The 23,586-nt window shown below is 68.7% G+C and carries 20 protein-coding genes; 12 read left to right on the forward strand and 8 right to left on the reverse strand.

Annotated elements, in window-relative coordinates; all coding sequences use genetic code 11:
* Positions 1-88 precede the first annotated feature (88 nt).
* A complete protein-coding gene (locus tag NBG84_RS13660) occupies positions 89-1,045 on the forward strand; it encodes a L,D-transpeptidase family protein (RefSeq protein ID WP_250919657.1) in 957 nt (318 codons plus the stop codon).
* Positions 1,046-1,335: 290 nt separating this feature from the next.
* Here NBG84_RS13660 and NBG84_RS13665 read toward each other — a convergent pair whose 3' ends face one another.
* The 4 genes from NBG84_RS13665 to NBG84_RS13680 form a co-directional block, all read right to left on the reverse strand.
* On the reverse strand, positions 1,336-2,397 hold the full coding sequence (locus tag NBG84_RS13665; RefSeq protein ID WP_250919658.1) for a hypothetical protein: 1,062 nt from the start codon (positions 2,395-2,397) through the stop codon (positions 1,336-1,338).
* Positions 2,397-3,203 (reverse strand): RNA polymerase sigma factor, encoded by an 807-nt coding sequence (locus tag NBG84_RS13670; protein WP_250919765.1) that lies wholly within the window; start codon positions 3,201-3,203, stop codon positions 2,397-2,399. The genes NBG84_RS13665 and NBG84_RS13670 overlap by 1 nt, the downstream gene beginning before the upstream one ends.
* Positions 3,204-4,173: 970 nt before the next feature.
* On the reverse strand, positions 4,174-4,785 hold the full coding sequence (locus tag NBG84_RS13675) for a hypothetical protein (protein WP_425608629.1): 612 nt from the start codon (positions 4,783-4,785) through the stop codon (positions 4,174-4,176).
* A 614-nt stretch (positions 4,786-5,399) separates the two neighbouring features.
* Complete coding sequence (locus NBG84_RS13680) at positions 5,400-7,061, reverse strand: beta-N-acetylhexosaminidase (RefSeq protein WP_425608630.1); 1,662 nt, start codon at positions 7,059-7,061, stop codon at positions 5,400-5,402.
* Positions 7,062-7,536: 475 nt separating this feature from the next.
* On the opposite strand from NBG84_RS13680, the gene NBG84_RS13685 reads away from it, so the two are divergent.
* From NBG84_RS13685 to NBG84_RS13710, 6 genes are all read left to right on the forward strand, one after another.
* Positions 7,537-8,031, forward strand: a complete 495-nt coding sequence (locus tag NBG84_RS13685) for a 2-oxo-4-hydroxy-4-carboxy-5-ureidoimidazoline decarboxylase (protein WP_425608634.1) — start codon at positions 7,537-7,539, stop codon at positions 8,029-8,031.
* Between the two features lie 149 nt (positions 8,032-8,180).
* Positions 8,181-8,561, forward strand: coding sequence for a succinate dehydrogenase, cytochrome b556 subunit (gene sdhC, locus NBG84_RS13690; RefSeq protein ID WP_308312055.1), 381 nt, complete (start codon positions 8,181-8,183; stop codon positions 8,559-8,561).
* A gap of 8 nt (positions 8,562-8,569) precedes the next feature.
* Positions 8,570-9,046 carry a succinate dehydrogenase hydrophobic membrane anchor subunit gene (locus tag NBG84_RS13695; protein ID WP_250919660.1) on the forward strand — a complete coding sequence of 159 codons (477 nt, stop codon included), beginning with the start codon at positions 8,570-8,572 and terminating at the stop codon, positions 9,044-9,046.
* Between the two features lie 20 nt (positions 9,047-9,066).
* A complete protein-coding gene (gene sdhA / locus NBG84_RS13700) occupies positions 9,067-10,821 on the forward strand; it encodes a succinate dehydrogenase flavoprotein subunit (RefSeq protein ID WP_250919661.1) in 1,755 nt (584 codons plus the stop codon).
* The gene (locus NBG84_RS13705; protein ID WP_250919662.1) at positions 10,821-11,579 is read left to right on the forward strand and encodes a succinate dehydrogenase iron-sulfur subunit; all 759 of its coding nucleotides are present in this window, start codon (positions 10,821-10,823) and stop codon (positions 11,577-11,579) included. The genes sdhA and NBG84_RS13705 overlap by 1 nt, the downstream gene beginning before the upstream one ends.
* 177 nt (positions 11,580-11,756) lie before the next feature.
* Positions 11,757-12,284 carry a hypothetical protein gene (locus NBG84_RS13710; protein ID WP_250919663.1) on the forward strand — a complete coding sequence of 176 codons (528 nt, stop codon included), beginning with the start codon at positions 11,757-11,759 and terminating at the stop codon, positions 12,282-12,284.
* A 97-nt stretch (positions 12,285-12,381) separates the two neighbouring features.
* On the opposite strand, the gene NBG84_RS13715 is transcribed toward NBG84_RS13710, so the two are convergent.
* The 3 genes from NBG84_RS13715 to NBG84_RS41090 are packed head-to-tail and all read right to left on the reverse strand — an operon-like array spanning position 12,382 to position 16,529.
* A complete protein-coding gene (locus NBG84_RS13715; RefSeq protein WP_250919664.1) occupies positions 12,382-14,877 on the reverse strand; it encodes a DUF4132 domain-containing protein in 2,496 nt (831 codons plus the stop codon).
* A complete protein-coding gene (locus NBG84_RS13720) occupies positions 14,877-15,173 on the reverse strand; it encodes a hypothetical protein (protein ID WP_250919665.1) in 297 nt (98 codons plus the stop codon). Before NBG84_RS13720 ends, NBG84_RS13715 begins: the two co-directional genes overlap by 1 nt.
* Positions 15,174-15,224: 51 nt before the next feature.
* Positions 15,225-16,529: an alpha/beta fold hydrolase gene (locus NBG84_RS41090; protein WP_308312056.1), complete on the reverse strand. Its 1,305-nt coding sequence runs from the start codon at positions 16,527-16,529 to the stop codon at positions 15,225-15,227.
* 149 nt (positions 16,530-16,678) lie between these two features.
* Between NBG84_RS41090 and NBG84_RS13730 the strand changes: the two genes are divergently transcribed.
* Genes NBG84_RS13730 through NBG84_RS13740 form a run of 3 tightly spaced genes read left to right on the forward strand, consistent with a single transcriptional unit; the run spans position 16,679 to position 18,337 of the window.
* Entirely contained in the window at positions 16,679-17,125 is a 447-nt protein-coding gene (locus tag NBG84_RS13730) for a hypothetical protein (RefSeq protein ID WP_250919666.1), read from the forward strand.
* A gap of 4 nt (positions 17,126-17,129) precedes the next feature.
* Complete coding sequence (locus tag NBG84_RS13735) at positions 17,130-17,552, forward strand: thiol-disulfide oxidoreductase DCC family protein (RefSeq protein ID WP_250919667.1); 423 nt, start codon at positions 17,130-17,132, stop codon at positions 17,550-17,552.
* Positions 17,553-17,563: 11 nt separating this feature from the next.
* On the forward strand, positions 17,564-18,337 hold the full coding sequence (locus NBG84_RS13740; RefSeq protein WP_250919668.1) for a TetR/AcrR family transcriptional regulator: 774 nt from the start codon (positions 17,564-17,566) through the stop codon (positions 18,335-18,337).
* 45 nt (positions 18,338-18,382) lie between these two features.
* Here the strand turns inward: NBG84_RS13740 and NBG84_RS13745 are convergent, their stop codons facing one another.
* Positions 18,383-20,830: an MMPL family transporter gene (locus tag NBG84_RS13745; protein WP_250919769.1), complete on the reverse strand. Its 2,448-nt coding sequence runs from the start codon at positions 20,828-20,830 to the stop codon at positions 18,383-18,385.
* A 214-nt stretch (positions 20,831-21,044) separates the two neighbouring features.
* Between NBG84_RS13745 and NBG84_RS13750 the strand changes: the two genes are divergently transcribed.
* Both NBG84_RS13750 and NBG84_RS13755 read left to right on the forward strand, forming a co-directional pair.
* Positions 21,045-21,752, forward strand: coding sequence for a response regulator transcription factor (locus tag NBG84_RS13750; protein WP_250919669.1), 708 nt, complete (start codon positions 21,045-21,047; stop codon positions 21,750-21,752).
* On the forward strand, positions 21,749-23,551 hold the full coding sequence (locus NBG84_RS13755; RefSeq protein WP_250919670.1) for a sensor histidine kinase: 1,803 nt from the start codon (positions 21,749-21,751) through the stop codon (positions 23,549-23,551). Before NBG84_RS13750 ends, NBG84_RS13755 begins: the two co-directional genes overlap by 4 nt.
* Positions 23,552-23,586 lie beyond the last annotated feature (35 nt).

Consider the following 23,586-nt stretch of genomic DNA (forward strand, 5'->3'; position numbering starts at 1 on the left):
GACGGGAATTCATCTCTTGGGACAGAGACCCATTCAGCGGACTCTTCAGATTTCAACCTATTTTCTGGTTCATAAGAGGACACAGAGGATGAAAATTGTGCAGAAGACCGCTGTATGGGGGCCACGAACCAGACCGGTCATCCATCGGGCGCTCGCCGCGGTAGCCGTCCTCGCGGTGACCGCGGGCTGTTCGGGGCCGACCGTCGACGGACCGACGGTACGGACGGACGGCAAGCCGGGTAGATCATCCGCGGCGAGCGGTGCGGGGCCCTCGCCGTCCTCGGCTGGGATGACTCCGGGGTCGGGACCTTCGCAGCCGGCGCCTTCGGAGTCCGCCTCGTCCGAACCCGCCTCTTCGGAATCTTCCGGCGCACCGCCGGAGGCCGACGCGGAGTCAAGCCCTCCACCCGCCGCGGTACTGATGTCCCGGGGAGCGCACGGCAAGCAGGTACGGGAGTTGCAGGCGCGTCTGGCCCAGATCGGCTGGTTCGACGACACCCCGAGCGGTGTCTACGGAAAGCTCACAGTCGCCGCCGTCAAGGGTTTCCAGGGCAAGCGCGGACTGCCCACGACCGGGGACACGGACACGGTCACCTGGCGGAGACTGCTGTCGATGACCACGGAGCCCACCGGTGCCGAGTTGCGGGGCAAGGCGGTCAACAAGCCGGTCGCCAAGCTCGATCCGCGCTGTCTCGACGGTCGGGTGATGTGTGTCAGCAAGACCACCCGCACGCTGTCCTGGGTGGTCGACGGCAGGGTGCGCTCCACGATGGACGTGCGTTTCGGCTCGCAGTACACCCCCACCCGCGAGGGTTCCTTCAGCGTCTTCCTGAAGTCCAGGGACCATGTCTCCACGCTCTACGACACCCCGATGCCGTACGCCCTGTTCTTCAGCGGCGGCCAGGCGGTGCACTACTCAGCGGACTTCGCGGCCCAGGGCTACAACGGCGCTTCGCACGGCTGTGTCAATGTCCGGGACCGTGCGGCGGTCGCCGCGCTGTTCTCCGAGGTCCGCAAGGGGGACAAGGTCGTTATCCACTGGTGAGGGCTACGGCGGATGAACCGGCGGAGCGAAGGAGGAAGAGGCGCGGGCGGGACCGGGGGAACGTGTCCCGCCCGCGCCATGTGCGCCTAGCCGCAGGTACGGGGGGAACCCCGGCTTCTGGCGCCGCCGATGACCAGTCGGCTCACTCTGTACTGCGCCGTAGGCCCCAGAAACGTCACACCTGACCGGCCAGTAGATAAGAACCGCTGGTCAGAGGGGCGCGGTGGCATTTCCCCAAGGGCGGTCCAAGAGTCTTGCCGCCGGTTTCGCGGTGATGGCGACCCCGCGCATCAGCGAGCGGCGGGGTTCTTCTTCGCGTTCTTGGTCTTCTTCGGCTTCTTGCCGTCCTTCTTGGTCTTGTCCTGGCCCTTGCCGGCCCCACCGCTGGCGGTGTTTCCCGGGGCCGGGCCGACCTGGCCGCCCTGCACTCCCTGGTAACCCTGGTTGCCCTGGTTGCCCTGGTTGCCCTGGTTGCCCTGGTTGCCCTGGTTGCCACCCTGCCCGGCGGTGCTGCCCTGCCCGGCGGTGCTGCCCTGGCCGGTGCCGCCGCCCTGGCCGTCCCCCAGCGCGGCACCGCTGAGGACGCCCGCGCAGAACTGGCCGACCGGGACGCCCTTGGCCGCCCTCTCCAGGCGCTTCAACTGCTGACGGTTGTGCTTTCCCGCCTGGAGGTCACGGCAGGCCGCCACGGTCTTGCGGTGCTTACCGCCCTTCCCCCGCGCCGCCTCCGTAGCCTTGGTCCCCTTGTCGGGGACGGCTTCCTCCGCGCCGACGACGGCACTCGGGCTCGACGGCATGGGTACCCCCCGCCCCGGAGGCGGTGGTGTGGACGGGCCGCCACTGGTCGAGGGAGGTCGGGAGGGCTGCTCCGTCTGGGCATCGGGCGACTTGCTGAGCAGGGGTTCGCCCGTGGGCACACCGGAAACCGAGGTCGCGGGCGCCGAGCCCGGATCGAACGGCGACGGCAGCAGGCCGGTTGTCGCCCCGACCGCAACCCCGCCGAACGCGCAACCGGCCAGCGCGGCGACCACACCGAAGCGGACCGGCCGCAGCAGACGGGTGACCAGCGAGGGCTTCGGGAGGGGGACCACTCGTACCATCCCGAAGTCGTGGTCCGTGCCCGCGGCCGCCTCCGATCTGGCCCTGCGGTAGGCAGCGGTGGCCACGGCCTCGCCCGCCATCTCGCCGTCGTCCGGGTGTGCGGGAACCTCCGGGCGGGCAGCGTGGCGCAGCGCAACGGTCAGTCGTGTGAGCTGGGTACGAGCGGGTTCGTCAAGAATTTCGACCGGCTCAGCGCGCAGCAAGCGCTCCGCTGTTTCCTTGTCAAGCCACTCGTACCGCTCATCGGCCATCACATGTCCTTCTGCGTCCGCAACCGTGTCTGCGTCACACCGGCGGGTGCCGTCGCACCCGGCCGAGGTCCACGCTGCGGAGGCACGCCATTCAGATCCGCCCCACACTCCGTAGGGTCGGCGCCCGGATGCCCATCGGCGTCCACGGGACCGTCCGGGTCGTCCGAACCGTACGCGCTGGCGACCGTTTCCCGGTAATCGATCTCCCTACCGGTGAACTCGGCTTCTGTACTGGTGAACTCGGCCTCGTCGAGGCTCTCGGCACCCAGCAGCTCGGCCAGCCGCTTCAGCCCGCGATGGGCCGCGGTGCGTACGGCTCCGGGGCGTTTGCCCAGGGTTTGGGCGGCGCTCTTCGCATCGAGTCCGACCACGACCCTCAGCACGATCGCTTCCGCCTGGTCCTGGGGCAGTTGGGCGATCAGCGCCAGGGTGCTACCGGTGGCGAGCGCTTCCATCGCCTCATCGGCGGTGTCGGACTCGGCGGGTCTCCCGGTGAGTTCGGTCTCATCGCCGCCAACGGCGGGCCGACGACCTCGCATTCGTATGTGGTCGAGCGCCCGATTGCGGGCGATCCGGGCGGCCCAGCCGCGGAATCGGTCGGCGTCGCCACTGAACCGGTCGAGATCGCGGGCGATCTGCAACCAGGCCTCGGATGCCACATCCTCGGCATCGGGCTCGCCGACGAGCGTCCGTACATAGCCGAGCAACCGCGGATGCACAGCGCGGTACACAGTACGGAAAGCGCATTCGTCCCCGTCCTGCGCCGCGAGCACTGCGGCGGTCAGCTCCGCGTCGTCCCCCAGCACTACCTTTACCTGTACCTGTTCCGAATCGCAGCTGGTCATCACTGCCCGTGCCCCCTGTAAGCGAGTGAGCACGCTACGGCGTGCTCAGGGGTCACGTCCATGGCTTGTACAACTTGCAACAATATGCCGACTCGCCCGACACGGCAGGGTGTGTGACAGAAATCGCCTGCTTGACGCTGAATGGAGTACGGGGCCGCTCTGCGGCTTCGATGGACGGCGACCGGGGCCTCTCCTGTGGGGGGTGGCGGCCCCGGTCGTCTCTCCGTCTGCCTCCTCTGACTGCGGCCAAACCCCTGCCGGGTCGGCCGCTGGTCACCGGCCGCCGAGATGGTGGCTCTGTCCCGGGTCTTCCCCGGCGTTCCTCGATCGTGGCAGTGGGCGACGACGGTCGACGGATCGACGGTAGACGGATCGGCAAGGGTCTCTAAACCAGTCGGTGTCCGCAGCTGTACGGGGACGGGTACCGGTGCTTCGACGGCGGCCGCACGGCTCGACCGTGACAGGCGCGAAGACCGGCACCGGCGCGGCACCCCGCCGGCCCGGAGCGAGCCGCGTTCCGTACAGCGCGGGTGATCTGATCGGTGTGCGTCCGTGTCGGATGCCTGGAGGGACGACGGCCCGGCACCGGCCGGGACCCGCGCAGCAGCTTGCTGCCAGCTCCCACAGCACAGGCATTCGACCCGCCAGTCGGACGGCAGCATGCCGCGGGCCCCCTGAGGAACCACCTGCCGAACGAGCCCGCGACAGCACTCGGAACGGACCGCCAGGAGCGTCAGCGTTCCCGGTGAGTGCGGGATTCCCCCTACGTACGGGATTCCCGGTGCGGACGGTCCGATGGGCGTCAGCCAGGGCGGTCGGGGCGGGGAGTGACCGACCAGGCAGGTCAAGCGAGGGGTCGGGCCGGGGCGGGGCTCGGCCGGGGTGAGACCGGGGCGCGCCGGGCGGTGGTCGGGGCCGGCGCCCGCCCCGCTCAGCGCTTGACCCGAGCCCGTCGGGATACCACCGCGCGCAGCACTCGCTGCCCCTCGGTGGAGACCCGCTGCACTTGCCGTAGCCCGAGCCTGCCCTCCCCCTCCGCGAGGATCTCCAGCACGCGGATCTGCCGGCGCAGTTCTCCGGTCACCAGCGGGCCCGCGTGGGTGGGCTCGCCTTCGCGGCATCCCTTGAGGACCTCGATCACGGCGGACGCGGCCGGCTCGCCGCCGGGGCCGGCGTCGAGCCGGTGGTGGAGTTCAAGCGCCGCGACCGAGCAGTCATCGGCCCACTCGCGCATCGGTTCGACATCCCAGTCGTCGGGCGCGGCGTCGAGCATCTGCCGTATGAGTGCGGCAGCCTCGTCCTCGATTTCGGGGGCGGCGCGCGCCAGCCCCTCCCTGGCTTCACCGAGCCGCCCGGACCAGCCCCCCGCTCCCTCGGCCAGCCCTGCCCACAGCGGGCCGAGCGGGTCGGCCTCCGAGGTGAGCAGGGGCAGGCAGCGCTCCAGGCAGGCAAGCCCACTCGCGGCCAGGCCCCGCTCATCTGTCTGTGCGATCAGTTCCCTCAGGCACTTCGACGCCACTGACGCCTCCCCTCGCGCACGCATGTCATTACCGCGCACACCTGAGCCCCGTGGCTCAATCGCGTCACACCGAAGACACCGGAGAACCGGGTCCGTCAGGGCGGTATGACAGACCGCTCATCAGCATGGGTCTCGGGCTGCTTGGCGCAAACTACTCCCATCCAAGCCCCGTCCGCCACGTTTGCGCGGAGCTGAGCGGTGTTGCACTCCAGGCATCCTCGGTTATCAAGTGAGCACTACCCATACACACTTGCACCACACTTCTGTTACATTCTGGGCACCTGGAGCTCGGGTTTTGGAGCAACTTGTTGATCCCGCGAGCTCCCGGGCAGCAGCGGTGTGAGCCCGCACACCCCCGGGCGGACTCACACCGCACGCCCGTGATCAGGGCCGATCGCGCTTTCCATGCCTTGCGGCCCACGATCCGGCGCCGCGCCGGAGCAGCCGGACCTCCCGAAACAACGGGACCATCCGAACAACAAGGGCTCCCTGAGCGGCGGGACCTCTCGGAGCGGCGGGCAGCAGGGCACCGGCCGCTCTCCGAACGCCGTATGGCCACTCCCCGAGGACATCGAAGCCACCCTGTCGGCCTCGATCACACCGAGCGCCCTCCAGCGGGTGACACGCAACGGGCGGCCTCAGTCGACTTGTTGTGCCAACGCCGAGAAGCTCGCCCAACTCCGGGCCGGCTTCCGTGGGTCCCAGACCTTCTGGGCCATCGCGCTCAGCGGCAGGGCGATGCCCCGCGCGATCTGCTCGGGCGTCTGCGACCGGGCCAGATCGCACCAGATGGCGAACCGTGCGCCCAGGATCTGCTTCGAGTACTTCGCGGGAACCGGCCGGGTCCCGCGCAGCACCAGCGGGGTCCACTGTGCGTAGATCCGCTCTCCGGTCGGGTAGCGGAAGTCATTGGGTTCACCCAGCACGTAGTAGAGGTACTCGTCGTTGACGTTGATCACGCGACGCCCCTCCGCCAGATACTCGACGGGCGGTCGGGCGCCGATCTCCTTGCCGGTCCAGTACTCGACCTCGATGTCCTTGTCGACGCTCACCCGGCCTCCGCGGAAGTAACCGTCGTTCCACGCCTTGAGCTTGCGGCCCAGCGGGCGCAGCACCGCCGCTCGGTCATTGACCCACTGTGTCGCCAGGTCCTGGACCTGCCCGTCGGGCCCGTACTTCTGCCGGGCGATGGTGGCGAGTCGGGGGAAGGAGGCCTCCGGGTCGCGCCGGGTGAGCGCCTGGTACTCGTCGCCCCCCAGATGCCAGTAGGCGCCGCCGAACAGATCCGCGTACTCCTTGAGCAGTTCGTCCACGAGCCGCGCGGACGCGGGCTGCCCGATGTCGATCGCACCCCGGACCCGTCGGCCGGCCGTGTCCCTGAGCTGCAACTGGGGGTATGCGGCGAGGACCGCCCCCAGATGTCCCGGTGAGTCGATCTCGGGGATGACGGTGATGTGCAGCGAGGCGGCGAGCGCGAGTATCCGCCGGACCTCGGCCTTGGTCAGATGCTCCCGGGAGACCACCTCCGGGTGGGTTTCGGACTCGATGCGAAACCCCTGGTCGTCGGAGAAGTGCAGCCCGAACTGATTGAGCTTGAGGTCGGCCATCTCCCGTAGCCGTCCCTCGATCCAGGCCGCGGAGAAGAACTTGCGCGCGGTGTCGACCATCAGCCCGCGCTGGGGTCGGTCCGGAGCGTCGCGTATGACGCCTTCGGGTATCGCCCCGCCGGAGCGCACGGCCTGCTTGAGGGTGCGGGTGCCGTAGAAGACTCCGGCTTCGGCGGGGCCGGCTATGCGGACCCGATTGCCGCTGGTGTGCACGGTGTAGGACTCGGGCCCGCCGGGCTGGGAGGCGACGAGGGCCAGTTCCACATCTCCCGCTCGCACCGGCACCGCACCCCGGTAGCTGATCTTGAGCTCGCCGGCGAGCAGTCGGGCCTCGTCCGCAAGGGCTTCGCCGCCCCGGGCGATCACGACACCCGCCCCGGGCGCGGGCCGCCAGCCGGGACCGCGGGCGGGTTCATGCGTCCGCACGGCGGGGATGGTCGCGGGGGCCGTGGAGAGGGGGTAGGTCCGAGTGGGTGAGGGACTCGGCGCGGTCGGGGCGGTGCCGTTGTCGACCCCGGCTTCCGTCCGGCTGGATCGAGCCGACTGACCGGAATCGCCCGGTTCATCGGAGCTTCCGTTGGAGCAGCCGCTCACTGCTATCGAGAGGGCGGTGGTCACGGCGACCGCCGCACCGAAGTGCCGAGCGCGCTCGGAGTGCCGCATCACGCGCATACCTCCCTCAGGGGAATCCATCTCACGACCATCCTTCAAAGGGAACGAACTACTCGACAACGCCCATCACATAAAGCGAAAACTCTCCCGTTCGGGTGAAAACGGAGTATCCACCGGACGGTCCCCTCGCACTCATCGATACCGTGAAGAAACTCCCGCCACTTCTTTCACTCCTCCCTCATGAGCCCCCAGGGCTCCGGGGGGCTCCCCTAGCCTCCCTCGATCTGCCAACCATTTCTTCCCCACTCACCTCTCACTCCCTGCCATCCGCCCGATCCGCACCGACTCGCCCAGCGGTCCCACTGTTCTGCCCGAGGAGCCCACGCTGTCCAGCGAAGCCCCCGTCGGCCTCCCGAAGCGACCGCCGACGAATCACCGCACCCCTTCCGCCACGGCGGCCGACCCCCGGACCCGGCTCCCCTGGCAGCGCGCCAGCGTTCCCCCCGGCCTGGCACGTTTCAACGGCGAGGAGCCCGGCTCCGCCGTCGCCGCCCTGCTGAAGTGCTGCGCCAGCCGCCGCTGGGCCGAACGGCTGGCCGAGCACCGCCCGTACCCCGATCTCGACGCCCTCCTCGCCGCGGCCGACGAGGCCAGCTACGACCTCTCCCCCACCGACCTCAGCGAGGCACTCGCCGAGGAGCCGGCGGCCAGACCGACCTCGGGCGCCGTGCCGGGGGCCGCCCTCACCGCGCTGGCCGCGGCCCACGCCGCGTACGAGAGCAGGTTCGGCCACTCCTTCGTCATCTGCCTCAGCAAGTACCGACCCGCTGAACACCTCGACGAGATCCTGGCCGGCGTCCACACCCGACTCGCCCATGAGAGGGATGTAGAGCAAGACGTCGCCGCCGAGGAGCTACGCGGTCTGGCGCGCTCCCGACTGGCTCAGTTGATGGCCGACCCGCCGGACGGCATGTCGGTTGCCGCGGTCACGGCTGGAGCGCCCGGGCCCCATACCACCAGGCCCGGCGATAGCCCGTCCGTGCCTCTTTGATTGCCTGTTTGATCACACCTGAGGACCCCGAGCGAACGAACCGACAAGTCGTCGCTACGATGGCCAGGGCCGGTGGACCATACCCGGCCGGGCCAGACCGACCATCGCAAGCCGGGAGGCCCCGATCCCCGCTCCCGGAGGGCTCTTCCGTGCCGGCTGGAACGCTGTACCGCGGCCGGGAAGGAATGTGGTCATGGGTGGCTCATCGAGTCACCGGCGTCCTCATCTTCTTCTTCCTGTTCGTCCATGTCCTTGACACTGCTCTCGTCCGTGTCTCCCCCGAGGACTACGACAAGGTCGTAGCCGTCTACAAGACGCCGATCGTCGCCCTGTTGGAGTACGGCCTCGTCGCCGCCGTGCTGTTCCACGCGCTCAATGGCCTGCGGGTCATCGCCGTGGACTTCTGGTCCAAGGGACCGCGCTACCAGAAGCAGATGCTCTGGACCGTCATGGGCATCTGGATCGTGCTGATGGCGGGTGCGCTCTACCCCGTCCTCGGACACGCCGTACGCGAAGTCTTCGGGAGCTGACGCCGGATATGTCTGCTGACACCTCTTCCGCGATCGGTCCCGTCGAGAGCGGCTCGCTCTACGACGTGGACAACCCGGCCCCCCTGATCGAGGCCCCGCGCAAGCGCACCGGCAAGACCCCGCGCGCCACCCGCGGCAACTTCGAGATGGCCGCATGGCTCTTCATGCGGCTCTCCGGCGTGGTGCTGGTCGTGCTGGTCATCGGCCACCTGCTGATCCAGCTGGTGCTGGACGGCGGCGTCTCCAAGATCGGCTTCGCGTTTGTCGCGGGTCGCTGGGCGTCCCCGTTCTGGCAGGTCTGGGACCTGCTGATGCTCTGGCTCGCCATGCTGCACGGCGCGAACGGCCTGCGTACGGTCATCAACGACTACGCCGAGCGGCCGAACACGCGCCTGTGGCTCAAGGGCCTGCTGTACACCGCGACGGTGTTCACCATCCTGCTGGGCACGTTGGTGATCTTCACCTTCGACCCGAACATCCGCTAAAGCCGGGGCTGACGAACCACATGAAGATCCACAAGTACGACACCGTCATCGTCGGCGCTGGCGGAGCGGGAATGCGCGCGGCCATCGAGGCCACCAAGCGCAGCCGTACCGCCGTCCTGACGAAGCTCTACCCCACGCGCTCCCACACGGGCGCGGCGCAGGGCGGCATGGCCGCCGCGCTCGCCAATGTGGAAGAGGACAACTGGGAGTGGCACACCTTCGACACGATCAAGGGTGGTGACTACCTGGTCGACCAGGACGCCGCCGAGATCCTGGCGAAGGAGGCCATCGACGCCGTCCTCGACCTGGAGAAGATGGGCCTGCCGTTCAACCGGACCCCGAACGGCACCATCGACCAGCGCCGTTTCGGCGGGCACTCCCGCAACCACGGCGAGGCCCCGGTCCGCAGGTCCTGCTACGCCGCGGACCGCACCGGCCACATGATCCTCCAGACGCTGTACCAGAACTGCGTGAAGGAGGGCGTGGAGTTCTTCAACGAGTTCTACGTCCTGGACCAGCTGATCACCGAGGTTGACGGGGTCAAGAAGTCGGCCGGCGTGGTCGCCTACGAGCTGGCCACCGGCGAGATCCATGTCTTCCAGGCGAAGTCGGTCATCTACGCCTCCGGCGGGACCGGCAAGTTCTTCAAGGTGACCTCCAACGCCCACACCCTCACCGGTGACGGCCAGGCCGCCTGCTACCGGCGCGGACTGCCACTGGAGGACATGGAGTTCTTCCAGTTCCACCCGACGGGCATCTGGCGGATGGGCATCCTGCTCACGGAGGGCGCCCGCGGTGAGGGCGGCATCCTGCGCAACAAGGACGGCGAGCGCTTCATGGAGAAGTACGCGCCCGTCATGAAGGACCTCGCCTCGCGCGATGTCGTCTCGCGCTCCATCTACACCGAGATCCGGGAGGGCCGCGGCTGCGGCCCCGAGGGCGATCACGTCTATCTCGACCTGACCCACCTGCCCCCGGAGCAGCTGGACGCCAAGCTGCCGGACATCACCGAGTTCGCGCGCACCTACCTCGGCATCGAGCCCTACACGGACCCGATCCCGATCCAGCCGACCGCGCACTACGCCATGGGCGGCATCCCCACCAACGTCCAGGGCGAGGTGCTGCTCGACAACACCACGGTCGTCCCCGGTCTGTACGCCGCCGGTGAGGTCGCCTGCGTCTCGGTGCACGGCGCCAACCGGCTGGGCACCAACTCGCTGCTCGACATCAATGTCTTCGGCAAGCGCTCCGGCATCGCCGCCGCCGAGTACTCCGCCAGCAACGACTACGTCGACCTGCCGGAAGACCCCGCGTCGCTGGTCGAGGCCCAGGTGGAGCGGTTGCGCGAGGCCACCGGCAACGAGCGCGTTGCGGACATCCGGCGCGAGCTCCAGGAGACCATGGACGCCAACGTCATGGTGTTCCGGACCGAGCAGACCATCAAGACGGCCGTCGAGAAGATCGGCGAGCTGCGCGCCCGCTATCTGAACGTGTCCATCCAGGACAAGGGCAGGCGTTTCAACACGGATCTGCTGGAGGCGATCGAGCTGGGCAACCTGCTCGACCTGGCCGAGGTCATGGCCGTCTCCGCACTCGCCCGCAAGGAGTCCCGCGGCGGTCACTACCGCGAGGACTACCCCAACCGCGACGACGTCAACTTCATGCGCCACACCATGGCGTACCGCGAGGTCGGCGACGACGGCTCCGAGAGCATCCGTCTCGACTACAAGCCGGTCGTCCAGACCCGCTACCAGCCGATGGAGCGTAAGTACTGATGGCTACCCCCGTACTGGACAAGGCCGAGGCCGAATCTTCCGCCTCGCCGTACATCACGGTCACCTTCCGCATTCGCCGCTTCAACCCGGAGGTCTCCGAGGACGCGGTCTGGGAGGACTTCGCGATCGAGATCGACCCCAAGGAGCGGGTGCTCGACGGGCTCCACAAGATCAAGTGGGATGTCGACGGCACCCTGACCTTCCGTCGCTCGTGCGCGCACGGAATCTGCGGGTCGGACGCCATGCGGATCAACGGCAAGAACAGGCTCGCCTGCAAGACGCTGATCAAGGACCTCAACCCGGAGAAGCCGATCACGGTCGAGCCCATCAAGGGCCTGACGGTCCTCAAGGACCTGATCGTGGACATGGAGCCGTTCTTCCAGGCGTACCGGGACGTCATGCCGTTCCTGGTCACCAAGGGGAACGAGCCGACCCGGGAGCGTCTGCAGTCCGCCGAGGACCGGGAGCGTTTCGACGACACCACCAAGTGCATCCTGTGCGCCGCGTGCACCAGTTCGTGCCCGGTGTTCTGGAACGACGGCCAGTACTTCGGCCCGGCGGCGATCGTCAACGCGCACCGCTTCATCTTCGACTCGCGTGACGAGGCGGGCGAGCAGCGGCTGGAGATCCTCAACGACAAGGACGGTGTGTGGCGCTGCCGTACGACGTTCAACTGCACGGACGCGTGTCCGCGTGGCATCGAGGTCACCAAGGCGATCCAGGAAGTGAAGCGGGCGCTGATCACGCGTCGCTTCTGACCTGCGCTCACTCCCGCGTGCCCGTACGCCTGTACGCGGCGAAGGCTCCGATTCCGGTGGGATCGGGGCCTTCGCCCGTTGGCACCGTTATCGGTACGGACTTCACCGAGCGCGCCGGGACCTGGCAGGATCGAGGGAACGTCTGTTTGTGTCGCAGCGGGAAGCGGGGAAACCAAGATGACCGAGCCCAATCCATACGCGGCGGAGGGCGAGCCTGAGTACCAGTGGGGGCCAACACAGCCCTATGGGTACCCCCATGACACCACTCCGGGATATGGCTATCCGCAGCAGCCTCCGGGCTACTCCCAGACCCAGGCCGCCGGGGTGCCGGTGCCGTTCCAGGGGCCGGCCATGGGCGGCACACCGCTGCTGGCGATCGGTGATATCACCGTGATGAGCGACGCGATCATCACCCCTGCCGGACCGATGCCGCTCAAGGGCGCGGTCTGGAACGCGACGGACATGTCGCGCACCGAGGAGAAGATCCCGACCTATGCGGTCGTGTTGGCCATCGTCTTCGCGCTCGCCTGTCTGCTGGGCCTGCTCTTCCTGTTGATCAAGGAGCGTAAGACCACGGGCTTCGTCCAGGTGACGGTGGCGAGCGCTGGCAAGCATCACGCGACGATGATTCCGGTGCACAGTCCCTATGCCTTCCAGGAGATCATGGGTCAGATCAACTACGCCCGATCGGTCAGCACCATGTAGCAGCGCGCCACGGGACAAGAGGGCAGGCCACCATCAGAGTGGGCCTGCCCTTTCTCATGGACGGCGCCGATCGCCCCGATGCCGGGTGACGGCCCCCTCAGAGCTGGCTGGTGATCGTCGGGTCGGTGATCTCCCTGTCCTTAGCCAGCAGCATCGCCTTGCTGAGGATCACCGAAAGCACGCCATCCCCCTCGAACGGCAGATACCCGGCCTCCGTCCCGCTTCCCCGCCCGGTGGGCACGATGCAGAGATAGCGGTCCTGCGGCGCGATCAGAACGTTTCCCGAGCCCAGGTGGATGCGGTAGGCGTTCATCTCGCCCCGGACACGCAGGAAGCGTCCCTCCACCGTGCAGCGGTCCCCGATCGCCAGCCGGGGTATCAGTCGGGTGAGCAGTTCGGCTCGGAGCTTGGCGCTCGTGGACAGCTCTCCGAAGCCATAGGAGTGCCAGTAGTCCCGGAAACGGCCTCGGGGTCCGCCGTCCTGCCACGTCGGGTCGTTGCCGACGGACGCGACGCCGACGAACAGGTCCACATCGCGCAGGACTTCGCTGAGCACCAGCTCCGGTACCGAGGAGAGCGGCAGGGGGTCCAGCAGAGGGCGGCCGTCCCTACGCCAGTTGGCGCCCTGGCTATAGCGACCGCCTCCTGCGTGGGCCCAGTTGTGTGCGGCCGCCAGGGGGTAGAAGCGGACCTGATCGGTGGAGATCCTGGTGTAGGCGCCGGATTCGGTGAGATCGTCCTCCTCCCGGCCACCGACGCTTTCGATCCAGAACTCAGCGCGCAGCCCCCACTGGGGCAGCTCCTTGTACGCGGGCGGGCAGGTGTCGTCCACACAGAGCCGCAGCTTGGAGGTCCAGCCGCGGGTGGCGGCCAGGGAGTGGAACTGGTGCTGGCGCAGGAAGTGGCCCGCGAAGCGGTTGGAGTAGTCGCCGGTGGTGCGTTCGGCGTCGGTGAGGGGGTAGGTCTCTCGATGGGCCTGCTTGAACGGCTGGGTGATCTCGCGGATCTCCAGCCACTCCCGCCAGCCGGCGACTTGGGCATCGGCATGGCCCAGGGGATGCCAGAGGGTGATGGGCGCGGCGGGATCAGAGCTCACCGGCCGGCCGTCGACCGTACGCAGATCCCTGCCTTCAAAGGCGGCCGGGGTGCCGTCGACCGTCCAGATCAGTCTGCGGGCGAGGGTGCCCAGCAACGGGTGGTCGAGGATGCACTCACGCCATGGGCCGAGGGCCCAGCTTCGGCGGGCGAGGAACTGCCGGTCCAGCCGCTCGGACTGGGCGGTCAGCATTCTGTCGATGTCCTTGGCGGCGGCTCTGACCTCCTTGATCGCGTCCGGGAACGCGTTTCTGACGGCGGCGGGGGCAGTCTTGACGGCCCGTCCGGCCCCGGTGCGCCAGGACAGCAGGGCCTTGGTCCCCTGGACCTCCAGAAGGGCGGTGGCATCGCCGACCGGGTGCTCGCCGCGGCCCACGGCGCTCAGCCCGTAGCTGGGGACACTGAGCTCCTCGATCTCCGCACGGCTCAGTCCGGCGGCCTCCGCCCGGACGTCGAGCGCGGTACCGATCATCTTCAGCGTGGCCTTGTAGGTGACCCGGGTGGCGAGCCGAGCCAACTCTGCCAGTGCCCCCTCCCCCTCGATACGTGCCAGCGCGGTCACCGCCGCATTGGCGACCTTGGGGTTTCGGGGACCGATACCGGGGACCTTGCGCAGCGAGGTCTCCGCGAGGCCACCGAGGCCCCGGACGATGTCCTGCCCCGGTGTCAGCAGGGCGGTGAGCCAGGCGAGTCCGCGCAGCGCGTCGACGTTGTACGGGTCGTACTGGGAGTCGGCCCGGGGGTTCTCCCACTCGGAGACGGGGTCCAGCGGCAGTGTCCTGGGCTTGCCCGCCAGGTCCAGCCAGCTCAGCGCCGTGTGCCGGACGGTGGCCGGTCCGATCTGGTCCACCAGGGCGAGCACGGCCCTCTCCCAGGCGCGGGTGGGCCTGCTGGACACCGCCGCCCGTAGTTGTCCCAGCAGTCGCCGCCCCGGCTCCCCGAAGGTCTCGGCATCGGCGAGCGCCTGGTCCGCCCATGCCTCACCGGGGTTGAGCACGGGCTCCTCGAAGAGATGCAGCATCTGATCGAGCACCGGCCCGGACCAGTAGGCGGCGAGGCGGGACCGGCGGATCATGGCGATGAACGGCCCGGGCAGGGCACGGCCCGCCGCCACTTCGCCTTCCACCAGGGCCAGTAGCTCTTCGTGGTCGTGACACATCACGCGGCGGGAGAGCTCGTCGATGCGTTGGAGTCGCTCGGCGCTGAGCAGACCGGAGCTCGGGTCCGCGACCCGGAGCAGGGTCAGCAGGACGCTCCGCTCGCCCTCCGGGTCCGTCGCCCGCTGATAGCGGCTGGTCCACAGCTGTGCGAGCCGTCGCCGCTGTTCCTCGGGAAGTTCTCTGACGCGTTCGGGGAGACAGGCCCGGTCGCCGTGCCAGGTGTTGCCTTCGCGGGTGCCGATCCGCACCAGGAGCTCCGCGAGCTCGTCCAGGTCCCCACCGCTGATGGTCTCGCGCACGGCCATGATGTCGGCATACGCCGATTCCGGGGCCCTCATCAGCCACCCACCAGCGGAACGAGCTTGAGGAAGATGACCTCGGGCGCCTCGGCGATCTCGATGGGCTCATCCAGCTCCACTATCTGCCGGTCCCCCACCAGCACCAGGAACCCATTGCGGCCAAACGCCTCGATCGCCCGCTCATAGGCCGCGTCCGCCCCCTCCGCGGGGGCCTCCTCGCTCACCCGAAGCCGGATGAGCTCCCGTAGTGCGAGGCGCTCCTCGTCGACCAGGACGCCCATCGCGCCCCGGCGTTCCCCTGTGGTCGTCTCATCGACGAAGGTCACCAGTCCCATGCCGAAAACCGTAGCTCCGCCCACTGACAGTCGGCGCTGAGCTGCACTTCCTCAGCCGAGACCGGCCAACAGGACCAGTTGTTCGGGCAGCAGGGGCACGCCGAACCGATGGTGCAGGGCGAGGACATCGCGTGCGTCGTTCGCGTCGATGGCGTATCCGGCGTGTGCGGCGACCTGGAACCCAGCCGTGACACAGGGCAACACCTTCCCCAGGACCGTGCCGGTGGCCGTGAGGGAACCCACGGGGTAGGCGAGTCCGCCGGGGCCGTGGATCCGGGTGCCGTGCTGATCGAGGGCGGTGGCGGTGAAGTCCACGTAATGGATGTCCACAAGCCGTCCCGCCGCATCGGCGAAGACCGGGTTGAACGGGCCGTCGTCCCGGATCTCCTGGAAGCCGGCCTCCCCGAGCGCCTGCCGGAGTCGGTCGGCGTCTCGGCTGTCCACGGCGATGTCGAGGTCGCCATGGGGCCGGGTCTCCTCGCCGAGCAGTGCGTCGACGCCCCAGCCGCCGTCCAGCCAGACCCGGGCCCCGGCTCGTTCGAAGAGCCCCCAGAGGTCGAGGACATCGTGGGCGGTCATGGTGGGCAGCAGGTGCTCCGTGAGGAAGTCCAGCAGCAGTTGCGTGGTCTCCGCCGGGCGTTCCAGACCGGGGAGATGGCCCGCCCAGGGCAGTTCCCGGGCGCTGGCCTCGGGAAGCAGGGAGGCCAGTCGGGCCGCTGTGGTGCGGAAGTCGGGCAGGTCATACGCGCCGGAGAGCACCAGTGCGGGGGCCCGGACGGCGGCCAGGGCCGCCGGGTCGAAGTCATGGTCGCCGTAGTGCTCGCCATGCTCCTGTGCGCCGGCCACCTGCACTTCAAAGGCGTGGAGCTGCATCTTCGCCACCAGGGCGTGCGCCTGCGGGCCGGCGTCGGGGCCGAGCCACGTTCGGGCGTTGAGGGCTGCCGCGCCGGACAGGTCGCCCCGCTCGAAGAGCTCGGTCTCCTGCTCGTCGTACGCGATGAGTTCGGGGCTGGTGCCTTGGTCGGGGAGTCCGGCGCAGAGCAGGGCGAGGGCGGTGATGCGCTCGGGAGCTCGGGCCGCGAGCTCCAGGGCGACCCGGCCGCCGTAGGAGGAGCCGACCAGTGCCGCCCGTTGGACGCCGAGCCCATCCAGCAGTTCCAGGACGTCCTCGGCGTCGGTGAAGGGGCCGTCGGCCGCGGGGGTGTCCCCGTATCCGCGGAAGTCGCAGCGCACGACGCGTAGTCCAGCGCCGGTCAGGGTCGGCCATTGGGGGTCCCACATCCGGCGGTCGCAGACGGTCGAGTGCAGCAGCAGGACCGTCGGGCCGGTCCCGGCCAGGTCATAAGTCAGTTTCATTGGGCTGAGGTTAGGTCAGAACCGCAGGTCACGCCGCTGCTTTAAGAGCGCCTGGGGAGAGCGCCCGGGGTTTCGCTTGAACATGTTCAAAAACAGGTCTACATTCCGTCTCAACAGCTTTTTTGAACACGTTCAAGGAGTGTGGGGGCATGGACGACCTCAATGTGGTCGCGTACATCGTCTATCTGCTGATCAGCGTGGCCCTGACGATCTGGGTGGCCCGCACCCTCAGCAAGAACGGGCGGATCTTCCTGCAAGACGTGATGCAGGGGAACGAGAAGTTGGCCGACGCGGTGAACCATCTGCTGGTCGTCGGCTTCTACTTGGTCAACCTCGGCTTTGTCGCCCTCTACCTCCGGGTCGCCGAAACCGTCGACGACGCCCGGGAACTCTTCGACGCGCTCTCCGTGAAGCTGGGAGTCGTGCTCCTCGTCCTCGGTGTGATGCACCTGGGCAATGTCTATGTGCTGAACAAGATCCGCAGGCGCGGTGTGATGGAGCGCGAGCAGGTCCCTCCGGTGGGGGCGCAGGGCTGGACCAATCCCGCTGGCAGGACTCCGCCGGCCGGCGGCGGCCGGGCGCGGGCAGGCGCGTGACGCCATGGCCACACCGCACGAGCAGCGCACCCCGGTCACCTCGCTGACCGTCCTCTATGACGCCAACTGCTCCCTGTGCGTCCATCTACGGCACTGGCTCAAGGGACAACCCCAACTCGTCCCGCTGTATCTGGTGCCGGCCGGATCGGACCAGGCGCGCCAGCTGTTCCCCGAACTCGACCACGCCCGCACCATGCGGGAGATCACCGTCATCGGTGACCAGGGCCAGATCTACAGCGGTTCCGCCGCCTGGATCATCTGCCTCTGGGCCCTGGCCGAGCACCGGCCCAAGGCACACTGGCTCGCCACCCCCAGCGGAGCGCCCTTCGTCCGCGGCACCATGTTGGCCGCCGCCAAGTACCGCGAACTCTCCGGAGCGGGGACGGGTCAGGCGCCCTGCGACGACCAGTGCGAATCGCCCGGCTAGGCTCGGGCACTGTGAGTGAAGAGAAGGCCCTCAAGAGCGTCCCGAAGAGTGAACAGACCCGGACGCTCATCCTCGAAACCGCGCTCCGGCTGTTCCAGGAGCGCGGTTACGACAAGACGACCATGCGGGCCATCGCCAAGGAGGCCGGAGTATCGGTGGGCAACGCCTACTACTACTTCTCCTCCAAGGAGCACCTCATCCAGGGCTTCTACGACCGGATCGCCGCCGAGCACCAGGCGGCGGTGCGACCGGTGCTGGAGCGGGAGACCAAGCTGGAGGCCCGGCTGGCGGGGGTACTGCTCGCCTGGTTGGACATCGCCGAGCCGTACCACGAGTTCGCGGCCCAGTTCTTCAAGAACGCGGCCGACCCGGACAGTCCGCTCAGCCCCTTCTCGCCCGAATCCGAGCCCGCGCGCGAAGAGGCCATCGACGTCCACCGCAAGGCGCTCGCCGGTGCCAAGACCAAGGTGCCGGCGGAGCTCGCCGACGCCTTCCCCGAACTGATGTGGCTCTCCCAGATGGGACTCGTCCTCTACTGGGTCTTCGACCGTTCGGAGGGGCATGAGCGCAGCCGTCAACTCGCGGAGCGCGGTGCCAAGGTCACCGCGCGGGGCATCTACCTCTCCCGCTTCCGGGTGCTGCGCCCCCTGGTCCACGATGTGCATGAACTGCTCACCGATCTACTGCCCGGAATGGCGCAGAATGTCGTGGCCCGTCAGCAGGCCGCACCGCACAAGCAGACGGCGCCCCGGAAAACTTCCACCAGCGAGCCGGACGAGGAGTGATCACCCCGGCTCAGCAGCGAGCCGGAGTGATCAGTACGGCCGGGTTCAGTGGTTGGCTCCCACCTCCGTCAGCACCACATCCTGAACCAGCGGGTCGCCGCCGATCACGATGTGCCTGGCCCACTGCTCCCGCGTCCGGGCCGTCACATTGAGCAGATACGCGCCCGACTCGGGCGCCGAGAGGATGTACGAACCGTCCGCGAGCGACTCCACCCGGTCGATCTGACCGCCCTCCGGTGACACCAGGGTGAGCACCGCCGCCATGACCGACTCGCCCGACGGGGTAAGGACCAGGCCATGGACCACCGAGCCCCGCGACACCGAAGGTGCGGTGACCCCCGAGGGGCCCGAGGGACCGGGCGGCAGGGTCTCGGGCCGTGCGTCCTGCGGCTCCACCGCCAGGTGGGGCAGCCGTCTGTCCAGTGCAGCGGGAAGCCACCAGTTGGACGTACCGAGCAGATGCATCAGAGCCGGGACCAGGGCCGTACGCAGGATGAACGCGTCCAGTGCCACCGCCACCGCCAGCCCCACACCGGCCATCGCCCCCTCCATGTCCCCGCTGAGGATGAAGGCGCCGAAGACACAGATCATGATCAGGGCGGCACAGTTGATGACCCGGCTCGTCTCGGCCAGCCCCACCCGTACCGCCCGGGCGTTGTCCTTGGTGTGCACCCACTCCTCATGCATCCGGCTGACCAGGAAGACCTGGTAGTCCATGGAGAGCCCGAAGAGCAGGGACAACATGATCACCGGCAGGAACGCGGTGATCGGGCCCTCCTTGCCGATGCCGAGCAGTTCCGTCCCATAGCCCCACTGGAAGATCGCGACCATCACCCCGAAGGACGCCGCCGCGGCGATCAGGTTCATCACCGCGGCCGTCAGGGGCACCACCACCGAGCGGAACGCGATCATCAGCAGCAGAAAGCCCAGGGTGATGATCGTGCCGACGAAGTACGGCAGCCGGTCGCTCGTGACCTGCGCGAAGTCCTTGAAGATCGCGGTGACGCCACCCACATGGACCTTCTCGCCCGATTCCGGGATGACCTCGTCCCGCAGGGTGTCGATCAGTTGATCGGTCTCCACCGACTGCGGCGATGTGGTCGGCACCACCTGGATGACGGTCAGCCCCGAACCCGGCTGCGACGGCAGGGCCATCACATGGGCCACCCCCTTGGTCACCCGCACCCGCTCGACCAGGGCTTCCACTTCCGCCGGTTCGGCACGGTCGGCCACCAGTTGCAGCGGTCCGTTGAAGCCGGGACCGAAGCCATCGGCGAGCAGGTCGTAGGCCTGCCGAGTCGTCGAGCCCTCCGGATGGTTGCCCTGGTCGGTGGCACCGAGCCGCAGCGAGAGCACCGGGACGGCCAGGGCCACCATCACCACCAGGGCCAGGGCGCCGATGGCCCGGGGCCGACGCTCCACCAGCGCCGACCAGCGGGCCGCGAGCCCGGCGGCCTCACTCGACTCAGGTCCCCGCGCGACCAGTCGCCGCCGCTGGCGCCTGCTGAGCACCCGCGGGCCCAGCAGACCCAACAGCGCGGGCAGCAGGGTCACGGCGGCCAGCACACTGAGGATGACGGTCAATGAGGTGGCGATGACCACACCGTCGAGGAAGCGCATGTTCATCACCAGCATGCCCGCGAGGGCGATGCACACCGTCCCACCGGCGAACAGCACCGCACGCCCCGAGGTGTTGAGCGCATGGACCGCGGAGTCCTCGGGGTCCCTGTTCTGCAAGAGGCCCTTGCGATGCCGGGTGACGATGAACAGCGCATAGTCGATGCCGACGCCCAGGCCGATGAGCGAACCGAGCAGCGGAGCCACCTCGGGCATGTCCGTGGCATGGCTGAGCAGCATCGTCGACATCATCGCGGTGCCGACCGCGAAGACGGCCACCACCAGCGGCAGTGCCATCGCGAACAGCGAGCCGAAGGCCAGGAAGAGCACGACGGCCGCGGCCCCCAGACCCACGAGTTCGGCCGTTCCCGTGGGTGGTTCCTGGATGCGGACGATGGCCTGTCCGCCGATCTCCGCCTGGACGCCGTCCCCGGCCAACCCCTCGGTGATGTCGACGACATCCTCGACCAGCGGCTTGGGCACCGCGTCGGCCTGCTCGGCGAAGGTGATCTGGGCGTAGGCCGTCCGTCCGTCCTCGCTGATCTGAGCCGCGCCTTGGGGCGCGTAGGGGCTGACGACCTCGCCGACCCCTGCCAGGCCGGCGATCTCCCGCAGCGCCGGCTCCATCCGCTGCCGTACGGGGGCGTCCCGCACCGAACCGTCCGACACCCGCCACACCAGGGTGTTCTGATCCCCCGACCGCTCCGGGAACGCCTTGACCAGCAGGTCGAACGCGTGCTTGGAGTCGGTGTCCGGGAGGCTGAAGACATTCGAGTAGTTGGTGCCCGCCGCGCTGCCGGCCGCCCCCAGGCCCAGCAACGCCCCCAGCCACACCATCACAACCACCAGCCGGTGCCGATAGCACCACCGCGCCAATGCCGCCACGATCACTGCCCCTTCATTGGTTCGTGTTGCCCCCGAGTGGGTTTCAGAATCGGTCGTCCGGCACGTTCACCACGGAGTTGGGCCCTGACTCACAAGGAACTCCCAGGCAGCGGAAGGTCTTGGACGCCTGCCGCTCGCCGATACTGAGAACCCCTCGCCGACGGACGGGAATCGGCGGGGGCGCGAGGGACCAGAAGGGGCGGGCATGAGCCAGGAGGAGCGGAACGGGGACGGCGGCGGGGCGACCGTACTGGTCGTGGAGGACGAGCCGAGCATCGCCGATGTCCTGGCCATCGCCCTGCGCTACCACCGCTTCGAGGTGATGACGGCGGGCAGCGTACGGCAGGCACGACGGCTGGCACAGCGGACCAGACCGGATGCGGCCCTGCTCGATGTGATGCTTCCGGACGGCGACGGGCGCGTGTTCGGGCGGGAGTTGCGGGCGCTCCATCCCGAGACGGCCGTCGTCTTCCTCACCGCCCGCGACGCACCGGCCGAGATCGTGGGCGCACTCGGCTTCGGCGACGACTACATCACCAAGCCCTTCAACGTCGACGAGGTGGTGGCCCGGGTCAGTGCCGTACTGCGGCGGACCCGATCGGCCGATGTGCTCTCGGTACGACCGCCCCTGCGGTACGGGGACCTGGAGTTGGACGAGACGACGTACGCGGTCCGCCGCGCGGGCCGCTGCGTACAGCTCACCCCTACCGAGTACGCGCTGCTGCGTTTCCTCGTACGCAACGGAGGGCGGGTGGTCCCCAAGGATCAACTGCTGCGGCATGTGTGGCAGTACGAGCACGAGGCGGAGTCGACCGTGGTGGAGACGTACATCAGCTATCTGCGGCGCAAACTCGATCCGCTGGGGCCACCGCTGATCACCACCCGCCGAGGTGTGGGATACGGGCTCGCATGAGAGGGGTGAGGGGCGGACGGCGGGGCGGGTTCTGGGGCCAGGGCCCCGATCGGTGTGGTTCCCGGGACCCGGAGGCGGACTCGGCGGGGATCGCGGCGGTCGCGCCGAAGGGCGCCAGCCGGTGGGACCGGCTGGTCACCTGGTTCAAACACCACCACCACCAGCACTCGCCGCACTCCCTGCGCGGGAAGCTGACCGCGGTCAATGTCATCCTGCTGGCCCTCGGGATCGCCGCGGCCACGGCCGTCAGTCTGATGGGGATGCAGCACTATCTGATGGACCGGGTCGACACGGAGCTCATCGGCAACCGCGAGGCCCTGGAGGGCACGGGCTTCACCCAGAAGGAAATCGACTCCTTGCGGGCCATGGGCACGCTGCTCGAACAGTTCGCCCCGGGAGACCGGCGGTCCAGTCTCCCTCGTTCCGACACCCTCATCGTCGCGCTCGACAGCGAGGGCCAACCCACCGCCCTGGCCGGGATCGAGCCCAGCGCACGACAGCGAACCATCGCGGCAGCCGTCGACAACCCGGCCGGGCTCAGTCGCTCCGGCGAGGTGCGGAGCATCACCATCGACGGCGAGCCCTACCGGATCTGCGCCGCGCAACTCGGCGATGACACCACCGTACTGATGGCCACCAGCACCGGAGCGATCCAGAACGCGATGCGCAGAGCCCTCAAGCTCGACATCGTCTTCGGGGCGGTGCTGCTGGTACTGCTGGCCCTGCTCACCATGGGCTGGGCCAGGCGGCGGCTCCGTCCGCTGGAGGACATGGTGCAGACCGCCTCCGCGATAGCGGAGGGCGACCTCACCCGACGCGTACCAATGGACTCGCACACGGCGACCGAGATCGAGCAGTTGCGGATCGCTCTCAACGCCATGCTGCACCAGGTCGAGTCGGCCTTTGAGACCCGCGAGCGCAGCGCGGCCCAACTGCGTCGCTTTGTGGCGGATGCCTCGCATGAGCTGCGTACCCCGCTGTCCGCGATCCGCGGCTATCTCCAGTTGTACGACAGGGGGATGCTGCGCAAGCCCGCCGAACGTTCCCGGGCGTTGGCCCGGATGAACGCCGAGGCGGACCGGATGGGCCGACTGGTGGAGGAGTTGCTGACGCTGGCCCGACTGGATCGACAGGCCCCGCTGCGGATGTCCGCGGTGGAAGTGGGCCAGTTGGTGCGGGACGCGGTGGATGATCTACGGGCTCAGCAGTCCGGCCGACCGATCGTGATCCGCGCGGACGGGCCGATGACCGTCCGGGGCGATGAGTCGGGGCTGCGCCAGATCGTGGGGAACCTGTTGGGCAATGTCCGGGCGCACACGCCCGCCGAGGCCCAGGTGACACTGGAACTGGTACATGAGGAGGGCGACGGGCCGGGACCGGGACGGGTACGGCTCATGGTCGCGGACGCGGGACCGGGGATGACCGCACAGGACGCGGACCGCATCTTCGACCGCTTCTTCCGGGCGGCGGCAGGGGGCCAGTCAGCCACTCGGGAGCCGTACGAGCTTCCGGCCGCGGGGTTGCGGGGGGCGCCGGATGAGCGACTGACCGCGGAGCCGGGCCCGGTCGATGGGTCGAGGAAGGCGGCAACCGACGGACGCGGGGTGCCCGAAGAGCAGCAGGAGGTGGCACAACCACCTGGCAGTGGCCTCGGCATGGCCATTGTGCAGGCGGTCGTGGCCGCTCACAGCGGTGAGGTGTCCGTACGGACAGCGCCGGGCGAGGGCCTTGCGGTGACGGTCGTACTACCAGCGGCGAGAGAAACGCCCCTTCCGCCGCCCGTGTCCTCCCCCACCTGAGTGTCGCCGTAGCGCGCTCCAGGCCGGTCACCGTG

It is taken from the genome of Streptomyces albipurpureus (assembly GCF_023701525.1).
GTDB classification, from domain to species: Bacteria; Actinomycetota; Actinomycetes; order Streptomycetales; family Streptomycetaceae; genus Streptomyces; species Streptomyces albipurpureus.